The organism is Nostoc sp., assembly GCF_036917235.1.
GTDB lineage: Bacteria > Cyanobacteriota > Cyanobacteriia > Cyanobacteriales > Nostocaceae > Nostoc.
Map to the genome: position 1 here is coordinate 15,560 of NZ_JBALDU010000001.1, position 12,868 is coordinate 28,427.

At 39.9% G+C, this 12,868-nt stretch carries 16 protein-coding genes and 1 pseudogene; 13 read left to right on the forward strand and 4 right to left on the reverse strand.

All coding sequences use genetic code 11. The features are described 5' to 3' along the window. Positions 1–51 precede the first annotated feature (51 nt). Both V7K44_RS00060 and V7K44_RS00065 read right to left on the reverse strand, forming a co-directional pair. On the reverse strand, positions 52–768 hold the full coding sequence (locus tag V7K44_RS00060) for a hypothetical protein (RefSeq protein ID WP_334927457.1): 717 nt from the start codon (positions 766–768) through the stop codon (positions 52–54). 97 nt (positions 769–865) lie between these two features. Continuing rightward, positions 866–1,729 carry a PD-(D/E)XK nuclease family protein gene (locus V7K44_RS00065; protein WP_334927459.1) on the reverse strand — a complete coding sequence of 288 codons (864 nt, stop codon included), beginning with the start codon at positions 1,727–1,729 and terminating at the stop codon, positions 866–868. Between the two features lie 146 nt (positions 1,730–1,875). Here V7K44_RS00065 and V7K44_RS00070 point away from each other — a divergent pair, with 146 nt between their 5' ends. From V7K44_RS00070 to V7K44_RS00115, 10 genes are all read left to right on the forward strand, one after another. Then, a complete protein-coding gene (locus V7K44_RS00070) occupies positions 1,876–3,291 on the forward strand; it encodes a phosphoglucomutase/phosphomannomutase family protein (RefSeq protein WP_334927461.1) in 1,416 nt (471 codons plus the stop codon). Between the two features lie 113 nt (positions 3,292–3,404). Further along, entirely contained in the window at positions 3,405–3,680 is a 276-nt protein-coding gene (locus V7K44_RS00075; protein ID WP_322650706.1) for a LapA family protein, read from the forward strand. Between the two features lie 13 nt (positions 3,681–3,693). Further along, positions 3,694–3,918 (forward strand): DUF433 domain-containing protein, encoded by a 225-nt coding sequence (locus tag V7K44_RS00080; RefSeq protein WP_334927464.1) that lies wholly within the window; start codon positions 3,694–3,696, stop codon positions 3,916–3,918. A gap of 61 nt (positions 3,919–3,979) precedes the next feature. Then, positions 3,980–4,237, forward strand: coding sequence for a BrnA antitoxin family protein (locus tag V7K44_RS00085; protein ID WP_334927466.1), 258 nt, complete (start codon positions 3,980–3,982; stop codon positions 4,235–4,237). Between the two features lie 108 nt (positions 4,238–4,345). Further along, on the forward strand, positions 4,346–4,663 hold the full coding sequence (locus V7K44_RS00090) for a hypothetical protein (RefSeq protein ID WP_334927467.1): 318 nt from the start codon (positions 4,346–4,348) through the stop codon (positions 4,661–4,663). Continuing rightward, positions 4,660–5,397 carry a hypothetical protein gene (locus V7K44_RS00095; RefSeq protein WP_334927469.1) on the forward strand — a complete coding sequence of 246 codons (738 nt, stop codon included), beginning with the start codon at positions 4,660–4,662 and terminating at the stop codon, positions 5,395–5,397. The genes V7K44_RS00090 and V7K44_RS00095 overlap by 4 nt, the downstream gene beginning before the upstream one ends. Before the next feature lie 134 nt (positions 5,398–5,531). After that, positions 5,532–5,756 carry a hypothetical protein gene (locus V7K44_RS00100; protein WP_334927471.1) on the forward strand — a complete coding sequence of 75 codons (225 nt, stop codon included), beginning with the start codon at positions 5,532–5,534 and terminating at the stop codon, positions 5,754–5,756. Further along, positions 5,756–6,115 (forward strand): type II toxin-antitoxin system PemK/MazF family toxin, encoded by a 360-nt coding sequence (locus V7K44_RS00105; RefSeq protein WP_334927473.1) that lies wholly within the window; start codon positions 5,756–5,758, stop codon positions 6,113–6,115. The genes V7K44_RS00100 and V7K44_RS00105 overlap by 1 nt, the downstream gene beginning before the upstream one ends. 125 nt (positions 6,116–6,240) lie before the next feature. Next, the gene (locus tag V7K44_RS00110; RefSeq protein WP_114084373.1) at positions 6,241–6,441 is read left to right on the forward strand and encodes a type II toxin-antitoxin system HicB family antitoxin; all 201 of its coding nucleotides are present in this window, start codon (positions 6,241–6,243) and stop codon (positions 6,439–6,441) included. After that, entirely contained in the window at positions 6,438–6,647 is a 210-nt protein-coding gene (locus V7K44_RS00115; protein ID WP_334927476.1) for a type II toxin-antitoxin system HicA family toxin, read from the forward strand. Before V7K44_RS00110 ends, V7K44_RS00115 begins: the two co-directional genes overlap by 4 nt. Before the next feature lie 52 nt (positions 6,648–6,699). On the opposite strand, the gene V7K44_RS00120 is transcribed toward V7K44_RS00115, so the two are convergent. Continuing rightward, positions 6,700–7,407: a hypothetical protein gene (locus V7K44_RS00120; protein WP_334927478.1), complete on the reverse strand. Its 708-nt coding sequence runs from the start codon at positions 7,405–7,407 to the stop codon at positions 6,700–6,702. 150 nt (positions 7,408–7,557) lie between these two features. Beyond that, a complete protein-coding gene (locus tag V7K44_RS00125; protein WP_334927480.1) occupies positions 7,558–8,280 on the reverse strand; it encodes a Uma2 family endonuclease in 723 nt (240 codons plus the stop codon). 465 nt (positions 8,281–8,745) lie between these two features. On the opposite strand from V7K44_RS00125, the gene V7K44_RS00130 reads away from it, so the two are divergent. From V7K44_RS00130 to V7K44_RS00140, 3 genes and pseudogenes are all read left to right on the forward strand, one after another. Continuing rightward, positions 8,746–11,289, forward strand: a complete 2,544-nt coding sequence (locus V7K44_RS00130; RefSeq protein WP_334927482.1) for an ATP-binding protein — start codon at positions 8,746–8,748, stop codon at positions 11,287–11,289. Between the two features lie 8 nt (positions 11,290–11,297). Then, positions 11,298–12,286 (forward strand): annotated as a pseudogene (locus V7K44_RS00135) (DUF4351 domain-containing protein). An 18-nt stretch (positions 12,287–12,304) separates the two neighbouring features. After that, a complete protein-coding gene (locus V7K44_RS00140) occupies positions 12,305–12,757 on the forward strand; it encodes a hypothetical protein (protein WP_334927484.1) in 453 nt (150 codons plus the stop codon). The last annotated feature ends 111 nt before the right edge of the window (positions 12,758–12,868 follow it).

The window sequence follows — 12,868 nt, forward strand, 5'->3', positions numbered from 1 at the left end:
AATTTGATGAAAATTTATTAATTGAACAGCCACATCGCGCTTTTATTGAAGTTAATCTTTCATATCACGAGGGGATGAATTATCTGGCAGTGTATCAGCACGAACCACATCGCTAATCCATTCTCCCTCAATATTATTGTTAGAATAATTTGCATAATCATCCCATGTCATGGTGTCGCCAGTTGAATATTCATAAACGACCCCACGAGTTTGATTATTACCATCTCCATCATTTAAATGAATCCAGGTTACATAATCACCAGATGGAGGATAACCACCACCAAATTCAATACTTGGAGGTTGAGCTAAACTTCTAATTGCCCCTGGCGCAGGTCGCCAACTTTGAAAATGATGAGTTACAAATTTGTCAGGAGAACCAGACCTCCTGTAATGTACTGTTTGGTGGAATTTGTAATTATAAAGAACTGAAGATTGACCTTGTGGCCCACAAACTAAATTAAGTGGATAAAAAGAACAATATCTCTCTTGAGCTTTATTTAGAACCTGCTCATTTTGAGCTTTAGTTGTGCTAATTGCAGCCTTCGCAGTAGGAGCTAATTCTGAACCAGCAGCGGCACATTCAGGTTGAATAGCACAAGCGTCTAAAGACGACAGCAATGCATAAACAGTTTGAGGTAAAATCCCCTTAAATATTGGAAGTAAAATAAACGTCGAAATTCCTACTAATCTAAATACAGATTTATTTGTGGTTAACCGCACTAATCTTAACTCCTTACAACCAAAGATAAGAATCGATGTATCTGACATCTAGGTTGTCTGGTAGGAGAAGAGAATCAGTGCAGTAAAAATACGAGTATTTAGTAGATTTTTTTGAAAATTTAACCAAGACAAATAGGTAAACTAATTAGCTATTAATTCTTAAACTTCTTAAACTAGGCAGTGGATATGATTGATGCTGCTTAAAATCGGCAAACTCACAGATGGAGTTAAATGGGCAAAAACGGCAGTGAGAGCCAGGATTAGGAGGGAATATTTTACTAAAATTAGTATTTTCTTCCTGATATTTTTGCAAATCGTGCTGATGTTTATGAGCAATATTCGCTAACTCAAATTTTAAGGATTCTAACTCACTATTATTAATGCTAATTAAGTCAGATTTTTTACATATTTCTAAATTATAAAATGATGCAACAGCTTCTCGTCCAGGGTAAAGATAACGAGCAGCTAATAAGTAAACTAATGCCTGTCGTTTGTCAAAAGCCGATTTACCAGTTTTGAAATCTAAAATATGTAAAGTGCTATCGCTCTCAATGAAAACGCAGTCCATAGCCGCATATAAGCGAAAGCAATAATCTTCTTGTTCCACTACTATCGGTTTAGGAAAGCCTTCATCACCCGGAGTTAATTGGATAATATCTTTATCCAAAAGCAACGGCGCATCGTGATATTTTTGCAAAATTTGCAGCACGCGTTGCTGGACTTGAAGGCTTGAGTTGCCTAATTTAAGTAGCTGTGCAACTCTTTCTACACCATCTGCTTGCTTCAACAGATGCCTGTGATGATGAAACTCATAAATGCCTTTTTGGGCGAGTATGCCAATGCGCTGGGGTGCGGTGGCTTGCCCTAAAAGCGCTTTGACTTGTGGTTCGTGTTGCCGCGCTTTGATAAACCCCCGTCTCATCTGGCAATGCCAGCGTTCTTGCCCGGTCGCTGGGGCAACTAGAGACCAAAGGTGATAACTGGCAAAAGGTCGATCGGGGGTTGACATTGCTCAGAAACAGTGAGAGAAAATACGGTGGGGAGAAGTTTAAACTAAGGCTTCCTTAGAAAAGAACTTCGGAGGATACTTGCTGCCACACAAGCTTTACGGGAAGCTTTTATAGTACTGATAATGTACCGGAGCAAGTGGCAAAAATGTCTAGCAAGATAAAATTTGGTACCGATGGGTGGCGAGGGATTATTGCCGATGACTTTACTTTCCCCAATGTGAGAAAAGTAACAAGGGCAATCGCCACTTATTTAGATACAGCCTATACAAAAAATAGACCAGTACTTATTGCCTACGATACTCGCTTTTTAGCTGACCAGTTTGCCCAAACAGCGGCCCAAGTATTAGCAGATTTGGGTTGGACTGTAAAAATTACCGATCGGGATTGCCCTACACCAGTAATTGCCTACAACGCCCGTCACCTAAATTCCGCTGGGGCGTTAATGTTTACTGCTAGCCATAATCCAGCACCTTACTGTGGAATTAAATATATACCCGATTATGCTGGGCCTGCCACTCCAGAGATTACTGATACTATTGTGGCAAATATAGAAGGTGCATCGGATGAGTTACCTGGGAGCAACCCATCAGGTTCAATTTCAATTTTCGATCCGAAACCAGATTACCTGAAATTTATCTACACTCTACTTGATGTAGAAAAGATCAGAAGCGCTAATTTAAAGGTAAAGTACGATGCTTTGTATTCTACCTCTCGCGGCTATTTAGATGAAGTTTTGCAACATAGTGGCGTTCAGTTAGAAAGTTTCCACGATTGGAGAGATGTTTTATTTGGGGGTGGAATGCCAGAACCCAAAGGAGAACAATTAGTTGAGTTAGTAGAAGCAGTAGTTCGCGATCGCGCTGATTTGGGTTTGGCGACAGATGGAGATAGCGATCGCTTTGGTATTGTTGATGAACAAGGAACCGTCCTGACTCCTAATACTGTCCTGCTACTTCTAGCACGTCATTTAATCAAAAATAAAGGTAAAAGCGGCGCCATAGTCCGCACTGTCGCTACAACCCACCTGCTGGATAATTTTGCTGCTAAAAATGGGCTGCAAATTTACGAAACAGCAGTTGGTTTTAAATACATCGGCGAAAAAATGCGGGAAACTGCTGTATTAATCGGTGGAGAAGAATCAGGTGGTTTGAGTATTATTGGGCATATTCCCGAAAAAGATGGGGTATTAGCCGATATGCTGGTGGCAGAAGCGATCGCTTATGAAGGTAAGCCTTTAAGTCTACTCGTTAAGGAAGGGATCGCCGAAGCCGATGGCCCACTTTACAACAACCGCCTAGACTTGCACCTCACAGAGGCGCACAAAAACGCCGTCATCGACTCTTTTACCAAAAATCCACCTACAGAGGTAGCAGGAATTAAAGTCAAGGAAGTGGGGCGTAAAGACGGTATTAAGCTGTATTTAGAAGAAGGTAGCTGGATTTTACTGCGTCCTTCCGGTACAGAACCACTGGTGCGCGTCTACCTAGAAACCAACACTCCCGAAAAACTCACCCAAATCGCTCAAGAGTTAGAGAGTGTCATTGCTAAACTAGAGGCATAAGAATTAGGAGTTAAGAGTTGTAAATTAACAATTATTAACTTTCAACTACTATTAACAGTTATGAGTTCTAAATTAATAACTTTTAACTTCTCACTATTAAGTTCAATCAAAATATGAAAATCGCTCCTTTTTTGACATCTCTAGTTGTAGCGGTTTGGGTAATTGCGATCGCAATTATTTCAGTTCAAAATGCCACACCCGTATCGTTAAAATTCTTAACATTCCAATCGATTCAGATACCAATGGGTTTAGTGCTAGCTTTTAGTGCCGTTGTCGGGTTAATTGGTATGGCACTGCTGCAACCTCTCTGGGGACTTGCTGGTATTGGACAGGGTAATTCTCGATTAGAAGACGATGCCGAATTTTTTGTTGATGATGAAGATTTTTAAGGGTTGAATAGCTGTGCAGTACCAAAACATTATTACAATCGAACCAGGAAAACGAGGTGGTAAGCCTTGTATTCGAGGAATGCGAATTACTGTATACGATGTTTTATCTTATCTTGCCTCTGGGATGACCTACGAGGAAGTGCTTGATGACTTTCCTTATTTGACACAAGAGGATATTTTGGCTTGCCTAAGCTATGCAACCGATCGAGAACGGCAAATGCTGACAATGCAAGCATGAAGTTATTGTTTGACAAAAATCCAGATTTGGGAGTTTTGACACTGTATTAGATTTGGAAATTATGGAAGCTGAGTATGATTTTAGCCAAGGCAAGCGGGGAGCGATTGAATTAACACCAACAGGCAAAACTCGAATTACAATTCGTTTAGATGATGAAGTACTGGCATGGTTTCGTGACCAAGTTCATGCAGCAGGTGGGGGAAATTACCAAACTTTGATTAACGATGCCTTGCATGAGTACATTCAGCAGCGACGTGAACCCTTAGAAGATACATTACGGCGAGTATTGCGAGAAGAACTTGAGCGTATTGAAAAATAAGGATCTATTGGCTTGTCTTAAGCTATGCAGCCGATCAAAAAATAGCGATCGCTAACCCAAGCAATAATGGTGAAAAATATAGATATTACTCTCAACAGATAATTAACTATGACTGAAGCCAAGTCTGCTCGTGCAGTACGCCGAGGTAGGATTTTTCCAGAAATTCAGTGGACAGAACACCACAAAGCCCAATGGAAAGCTGAACGCCAAGCATTTAAAGAGCGTTGCCAGTCAATTTTTGAGCAAGTACAACCGCAATTGATTAAAACTCACTATAACTGGTACATGGCAGTCGAACCCGAAAGTGGAAAATATTTCATTGATCGGGATGCTTTAGTAGTTGCAGATAAAGCACATGAAGAATATCCCAATGCCAAGCTGTACGTTTTCCGCATCAATGAAACTGGGGTGTGTGGCAGGATATGATTTCGGGCAAGTTTGGTGATGAGGATGAATTATTTTTTGAAATAGATTTGATAGCTGCGGATGGATTAGAGATACCAGTAGATGCGCTTTTTGATACAGGATTTTCTTGGTGGCTGGCAATTAATAACCAAGATTTAGAAGCACTTGATTGGATTTATGTAGAACAGCAAACAATGCTTACAGCCCAAGGAGATGCAGAATTTGATATTTATTTAGGGAAAGTGCGAATGGACGGACAAGATTTTGATATTCCTGTTCATGTGGGTGAAGGAGTACCAGAAGTTTTACTTGGTCGGCAGTGGTTAAAACATCGACGGGAAACAGTACTCTTCTTTCTCAAACTGTTTAATGATTTAGAAAATCTTGGTTTGAAAATTGCTTCAGAACGTCCACTCCAAACAAAACGTAACACTATACGTCCTGATGTTAGTGTCTGGCGTGGCGATGAATTACTTGCCATTATTGAATGCAAAACACAACTTGGTTGGCATCGACAAAATTGGGATGAGCATTTTCAATATCGGGAACATAAATTAAAAGAAGTCTCCGAAAATGCAAAGATATTTCTTGTAGTTATGACTAGTTGTAATTGGGGTGGTTTTGGTAATGATTCAAGAGTTGGGGAACAGCTATTTTGTTTACTGAATGAGAAATGGCCAACAGACGATTTTCTGACGTTAGATAGTCCTATTGAACAACTTTTTGATAAAGTAAGGGCAATTGCTTGCGTGTAGATTAGTAAATTGATTTGAAGCAAGAAAACCCAGAAATTTATGTATCTTTAGCAACTACACTTTGTGAATAGTAGCTTTTTAATGGCTTGCCGCAGGTATCGCAACTGTTAGAATAAGGGACAGGAGGGTTTATCATGTCCAATAGTGCCCAAGAGATATACAGCCAAGTTGTTTGTAACTTGTCACCAACTGAACGGCTACGCTTGGCAACCCTAATTCTAAATGAGCTAGTCGAGCAAAACTTGTCGATGATCATCGACCAAAGTGATGCTTGGACTGAGCAAGATCAGCTTGATTTAGCATCCTTTTCCTTGGAGTACGCAACTTCAATTTTCTCTGAAAGTGAGGAGACAGTTTAGTGACGTTCCATCCCGGTGATGTAGTCACAGTTGATTTTCCCGGTGTTACTGGTATTAAGCGCCGTCCTGCTGTAGTTCTGTCATCTGCTACTTATCAGGCAATCCGTCCCGATGTAATCATTGGACTCATTACTACTCAGACAACTGCCCTTGGAATTACTGATTATACACTTCAGGATTGGGCAGCAGCAGGTTTGCGGGTTGCGTCTGTTTTCAGAAGTTTTATCGTCACCTTACCACCCTCTGCTAATTTGGTTTTGATTGGTCACTTGTCAGAACTTGATTGGAAAGGTGTTCGTGCGTGTGTCAAGATAGCTCTGGCTGAGTTAGATGATTCTAAAGCATCATCGGATACATGATCTGCTTCAGAGAAATTTATGTGTCTTTAGCAACTACACTACTTGTGCGATCGCACAGGGGCTAAAATCTCAATGCAATAGACAACGCTAGAATATTAGTCGCAATCTTGTGGAGATGATTGGTAATGAAAATTAAAGCAGTTATCTGGCAAGAAGACGGTGTGTGGTGTGCTTCTGTACCTGCCCTACCCGGATGTCACACTTGGGGAGACAGCTATGAACATTTGTTAGAGATGCTGCAAGATGCAATTCAAGGTTGGTTGGAAGTTGCTAGCGAACGAGAAGAACTTGACCCTGAGAAACAGTTGGTTGAAATATCGCTATGAAAGCGGTTTCAGGTAAAGCACTTTGTAAAATTTTGGAACGGCAGGGTTGGGAATTGAAACGGATTACTGGCAGTCATCATATTTACGTAAAAGAAGGTGTTGATGTTATCCTCTCCGTTCCGGTTCATAGTAATCGAGATTTACCGATTGGAACTTTGAAAAGCATTATGAAAGATGCTGGACTTACCGAAGAAGAATTGGACTAAAAGCGATCGCAATTATCCAAAGTTCACATAACAGCACCTGAATTTAGCAATTTTAGGTTAGTTGTAGCTTCAGATAATCAATGAAATCCAGAATTTCTATATCAGTAAGTTGTAGACGCGATCGCTTGCCATATCTTTGCTGTAAATATTCCCTTCCCTGCTCTGGAGTCCAATTTAATTGAGCTAAATATGTGTCAGTTTTAGCTATAAAAACATCACGCGGTTCAGGCGTTTTTATATTGTCACTTACTTCTGATTGAGATTGATTTTTCTCTTGATTAAAATTATGAATATTATTAATTTTTAAACTTAGTCTTTGTCCTAAAGCTTGCCAATCTAATTCCTTATGCCCATCCCAACTAACACCTACAGAACGATAAGTTATTGGATCGTAAATTTTACAAAAAACTACATTACTATCTCCAGGACTAACGGCGATCGTTAGTGGATTACACAATTCTTTATAAGTAAGGGTATCTAAAGATAATAATAAACTTTTAGAAAAGAAAGAGTCGCTACCGGAACGGATAATATAAGGTTTATCTGCCAAAATATATAAATCGTTTTTTTCAACTGTCCCGAATTTAGTTTCAACCTTTTTATTAACTTCTATCTCTGTAATTACCCCAGTCAAGGCTCTTTCATAAATTGGGATACGTTTTTCATCTTCAGCAAGCATATACCAGCAGTGATCGGGTTCTTTGCTGACAAAGACATATTGAGGTTTTGGTACTGCTCCAAATCCTAATTTAACTTCCATATTTTTGATGCAGGTTTTGGTAAATATATTTATTGAGCAACCAGCCTTTACGATTTGTACCGTCAAGCTATAAGTTACTTTATAGATATAATTCCCCAGCCAGGAAGCAAATTAACATTAAGGCAGCAAAAAATACAAAATTTGGTGAATCTATAACAAAGTTTCTGGATCGACACCTAGGGCATTCAACCTTTCAATTAACATTTTCACCTGTTGTTCTGCTTCCACTCGTCGCTGTTCTTCAAAAGTTGTGCGTTCTTCGGCTTCCCTGATGCGTTCTTCTGGTGTCAGCAATTTTTGCCCTTCCTCGTCATACCAGTACAGCCACTCCCGCACAATACCTTGATAAATTCCCCGTTCTCCCCCAATTCCTAAACCAATTTCTGGCAGCCAAACTGGATTTCCTGACATTAAGATATATTCCCCATCAACTAGGTGATACACCTCCAAAGGTGTCTTTCTACGCCGAAGCGGACTATATACAACGTAGTACAAAATTCCTAATTCTTTGGCATAGAATTCTTTCTTGGTGCTATATTCTTCTCGATATATTTGAGAAACAACTTCTAGCGCTAAAATTGGCAGTTTATTTTCTTCCCACAGCACATAACTTAGGCGTAAATCCTCATCGATGAAGCGTTTAACTCCTAAGCTGAGAAACCCATCAGGGACAATGGCTGGTTTGTCTGGGTGATAATAAATACCCATATCAACACCAAAGAACCAATCCCAGCGATCGCACCAAACCAAAGCTAGTATCGTTTTTAGCAAGCCGGGAATTAAATTTTGGAGTTCATTATCCACAGCAGTATCATCTGAGTCGGGTAGTTCTTCGGAAGATGGCAAACAATGCAGTGGATTGTAGTTTAACATGAGCGGTTTTGCCAAATCTGATTCTAGATAGATTGTACGTAATCTATTGATGTGCGATCGCAGCACAAGAATGAAAAACCATTTTTAGCGTAGACATCGCCTGATGTTTCTCTTCTCAGTATCAAAATACTTAGGAGTGTAAAATCTTTACATCGGACTCGTATTTTTTCGGTACTGATTATCAGAGTGTCTAACTGACAATAGCAAAAAAGGGCGGAACATTGTTCAAATAGAACATTCCAGAAGTCGCAGAGTATTCAATTTCATGGTGAATTTGGTAGCAGGGCTGATTACCTATACCTACCAGGAGAAAAAGTTTCTCTCAACCTTGACTCAGAAAACGTGGCGTAGCTGGAAATTAGCTAATTTCCAGCCCGATTTTTGAGTTGTACCTAAGTATCAGATATGCCACCACAGATCCATTCACGAATTTTAATCAGACACTTTCTAACGGTTTTTTTGCCATTGTCAGCGTTAGTTGGGGTTGTTATTGGGACTATCTATTACCAACAGGTACAAACCGAGCAAGTTTTGCTCAAAACAAATGAACTCCGTAAGGTAGATTTAGAAACTAAAGTCATCAGCGGAGACTTTCACTCGGTTGTCTCAGATTTGATGGTTATCTCTAAACAAAATGAGCTACAAAGAGTTTTAGAGGGAGTAAATGGACAACAACAGGCACTTTCCCAAGAACTTTTATTATTTTCTGGATATAAAAAATTTTACGACCAAATTCGTTTTTTGGATCGGTCGGGTAAGGAAGTTGTCAGAGTCAACTTTAACAAGGGTGAACCAGGGATTGTCCCCGAAGAAAAACTGCAAGTTCAAGCCAAGCGCTACTGGTTTAATGACACTTTGCGGCTAAACCAAGGACAAGTATTTGTCTCTCCCCTTGACCTCAACATCGAACGAGGTCAGGTTGAACAACCTTTGAAGCCAATGATCCGCTTTGGCACTCCCGTTTTTGATCGCCGTGGAGAGAAACGAGGCATTGTAGTGTTAAATTATTTCGGCACAAAACTGCTGGACAATTTTAATCAAGCTTTCGCTAACGCCCCTAGCCAGGGAATGCTACTGAATGCCGATGGCTACTGGTTAAAAGGAGCGAAGCCTGAAGATGAATGGGGATTTATGTTTCCCAATCGCAAAAACCACACTTTTGGCACAGCTTTCCCTCAAGCATGGCAGCAGATTTCTCAAAAAGAATCGGGACAATTCCAAACTGCTGAAGGAATGTTCACTTTTACCACAGTCTACCCGCTAATCGAAGGGCAAAAATCCAGTACGGGAGCAGGACAGGCTTCTGCACCAAGCCAACATCAAATTGATACTAAAAAATCCTATTACTGGAAGATTGTTTCATGGGTGTCGCCAGAGACGTTGACAACCAAATCAAACCGATTTTTGAGTCAATTACTACTGCTATATGCTGGCTTAGTAGGATTAACTGGCATTGGTTCTTGGCTACTAGCAAGAGCTAGTGTCAATCGTAACATGGCCCAGCTAGAGTTAAGGCAAGCTGAACTTGAATTGCGAAAGCTAGTTGAGCAAGAAAAAATTCTTAAAACTCGTCTATCTAGTCAAATTCGCAACTCGTTGGATCTAAATACGATTTTGAGTACAGTAGTAGTTGAAGTTCGAGAATTGTTACAGATCGATCGATGCCAGTTTTTTTGGTGTCATCAAGAAGATGAATCTACTAGCTTGGAACTGAGTCAGCAAGCTTGCGCTCCCGATTTAACAGAACCTTTAGGCTGTTCTCCTATCCAGAATGTGGAAGCGCTCAGTGAAGCTGTTATGCAAGGGAATTTGCTTTGCTTTGATGACATTGCGACCGATTCGTGGCTTGATTCCAAGAGTCAGAATTTACTGGTGACATTGGGCTTTAAGTCTTTGCTAACAGTTTCGGTTCAAACTCAGTCGGGTCGCTTGGGTGTGATTGTCTGCGAACATAGTAGAGAGCTTCGCCCCTGGAGTGATGATGAGGTGGAAATCATTCGAGGTGTGGCTGACCAGTTAGCGATCGCTATTGACCAAGCCCAATTATATAATCAAAGCCGCGCTGCTACTGCTGCTGCTACTATTCAGGCAGAGCAACTCAACCAAGTTCTACACAATCTCAAAGAAACCCAAGCCCAACTGATTCAGACCGAAAAAATGTCGAGTTTAGGCCAATTAGTGGCTGGAGTAGCTCACGAAATCAATAACCCAGTTAACTTTATCTACGGCAATTTAACCCATGTAAGTGAATATACGCTGGGCTTGTTGGAACTAGTAGAACTTTATCAACAGTCTAATGCTCATTTAACACCTGAAGTACAAGCTCATATCGAAGCGATCGACCTTGACTTTATGGCTGAAGATTTACCTAAAATATTAGTTTCAATGAAAATGGGAGCTAATCGCATTCGTGAAATAGTTCTCTCTTTGCGGAATTTTTCTCGACTTGACGAAGCGGATATGAAGCCTGTCAACATTCATGAAGGTATTGATAGCACACTACTGATTTTACAAAATCGCTTCAAACAAACGTCTGGAAATGTCGGAATTGAAATAGTCAAGGAATATGGTGATATCCCTTTAGTAGAATGCTATGCCGGACAATTAAATCAGGTATTTATGAATCTGATTGGTAATGCCATTGATGCCCTGGATAGTTATAACAGTAAGCGAACTCTAGAGGAGATAGAAGCTAAACCCAGCCAGATTGTAATTCGTACTGAGTTACACAACTTAGATCGCATAACTGTAAAAATTGCAGATAATGGCCCTGGCATGACCGAAGCAGTTAAGCAACGATTATTTGACCCTTTCTTTACCACAAAAGCCGCAGGTAAAGGCACTGGATTAGGATTAGCAATTAGCGCTCAAATTGTCACAGAAAAACACAACGGAGCTATTTGGTGTATTTCGGAACCTGGACAAGGAGCAGAATTTTGGGTTGAGATTCCGATTAAACAAAGTTCTAAACTAGCGACTGCAAGTACTGCTACTCTATCCATAATTTGAAAAATCACATGACTAACATTAGCGATGTCTACGACGAGCTACGCCTACACGCTGATTTTGACAGCCCTTGGAAAGAAATTATAGAAGCTTATTTTCCCCAAGCAATGCCTTTCTTTTTTCCAGAAACTTCTGCATTAATTGATTGGGAACGTCCCTACGAATTTCTAGATAAAGAATTTCAATCAACTTGCTCGTGAAGCCGAACAGGGTAAGAGATATGCCGATCAATTAGTCAAAGTTTGGCAAACCCAAGGAGAAGAACTTTGGTTATTAATCCATGTTGAAATTCAGGGACAAAAAGAAGATAACTTTAGCAAGCGGATGTTTACCTACAATTTTCGCATATTTGACCGCTTTGACCGACCAGCAATAAGCCTTGCAATTCTCTGCGATCCAAACCGCGAATGGCGACCAAATAAATTACAGTTACAATTATCCCAATACTCGCTTAATTTTTGAATTTGGCAGTATTAAACTTTTGGATTACGAAAATCGCTTTCACGAGTTAGAAAATAGCGATAATCCATTTGCAACTGTCGTCATGGCGCATTTGAAAACGCAGCAGACGCGCTCATCACCTGAACAACGCAAAATATGGAAATTTAGCTTAATTCGCAGACTATATTATTTGGGGTTAGGAGAGCAGGATATTCGCAATCTATATCGATTTATCGATTGGGTTATGATATTACCAAAGGCATTGGAAAATCAGTTTTGGGAAGAATTTAAACAATTTGAGCAGGAGCGGACTATGAGATATGTAACTACAGGTGAGCGCATCGGCTACGAGCGCGGGAAACAAGAAGGTAAACAAGAAGGTGAACAACAGCTTCTTTTAAGGTTACTACAAAGACGAGTGGGAGAATTATCACCAGAATTACAAGAGCGCATCCGATCTCTTTCTTTAAATCAGTTAGAAACCCTTGGCGAAGCTTTGTTAGATTTTACTGCTATGGAAGATTTACTTAACTGGTTACAAACAAATCAATCAGCTTAAAATCTAGGGCAGCTTAATTTGATAGAAAATTATTACCCAAGTTGGCTTTGTCAAGAGCTTATTAATAATTGCTTACCTTGGCAGGAAGGCAAAAATATGAGCTTCGGAGATTTTAATGAACAATATACATTACATGATTCTTGTTGGATAGGCATTTTCTATAACATTGGATACGAACAAGCTATAACATTAGCTATTCAGTGGGATGAGGTTTGGTTTCCTGATGAAATAAAAAAAAGTATTACCGTAGGTGAACCTTATCTTTTCATCCGATTAACGGGTATTGAACAGATAAGTACGGCTAATTATCTTGATATTGGAAATATTTCTAGAATCATAGGGAGTTGCGAATTTGAAGAGATAGATGGCAAGAAGTTTTTAGCTATTGATGATGTGTTTGGAGGACAAATTAATATTGTCTACAGAGGTGAGGAAACCTTCTTGGCATTAGAAAAAATAGAAGGATTTTGAAGATTTAAACTAGAAAATTGATTAAGCGATCGCTTGTAAATAATGTACATAAAAAAGGGCAGGTATAGAACCCGCCCTCGAAGTAATAAATATTTAAACTAAACTATCGTT

Coding starts and splice junctions, on each gene's coding strand:
- V7K44_RS00060 (WP_334927457.1), bottom strand. CDS start 768: ATGTCAGATACATCGATTCTTATCTTTGGTTGTAAGGAGTTAAGATTA.
- V7K44_RS00065 (WP_334927459.1), bottom strand. CDS start 1,729: ATGTCAACCCCCGATCGACCTTTTGCCAGTTATCACCTTTGGTCTCTA.
- V7K44_RS00070 (WP_334927461.1), top strand. CDS start 1,876: ATGTCTAGCAAGATAAAATTTGGTACCGATGGGTGGCGAGGGATTATT.
- V7K44_RS00075 (WP_322650706.1), top strand. CDS start 3,405: ATGAAAATCGCTCCTTTTTTGACATCTCTAGTTGTAGCGGTTTGGGTA.
- V7K44_RS00085 (WP_334927466.1), top strand. CDS start 3,980: ATGGAAGCTGAGTATGATTTTAGCCAAGGCAAGCGGGGAGCGATTGAA.
- V7K44_RS00090 (WP_334927467.1), top strand. CDS start 4,346: ATGACTGAAGCCAAGTCTGCTCGTGCAGTACGCCGAGGTAGGATTTTT.
- V7K44_RS00095 (WP_334927469.1), top strand. CDS start 4,660: ATGATTTCGGGCAAGTTTGGTGATGAGGATGAATTATTTTTTGAAATA.
- V7K44_RS00100 (WP_334927471.1), top strand. CDS start 5,532: ATGTCCAATAGTGCCCAAGAGATATACAGCCAAGTTGTTTGTAACTTG.
- V7K44_RS00110 (WP_114084373.1), top strand. CDS start 6,241: ATGAAAATTAAAGCAGTTATCTGGCAAGAAGACGGTGTGTGGTGTGCT.
- V7K44_RS00115 (WP_334927476.1), top strand. CDS start 6,438: ATGAAAGCGGTTTCAGGTAAAGCACTTTGTAAAATTTTGGAACGGCAG.
- V7K44_RS00120 (WP_334927478.1), bottom strand. CDS start 7,407: ATGGAAGTTAAATTAGGATTTGGAGCAGTACCAAAACCTCAATATGTC.
- V7K44_RS00125 (WP_334927480.1), bottom strand. CDS start 8,280: ATGTTAAACTACAATCCACTGCATTGTTTGCCATCTTCCGAAGAACTA.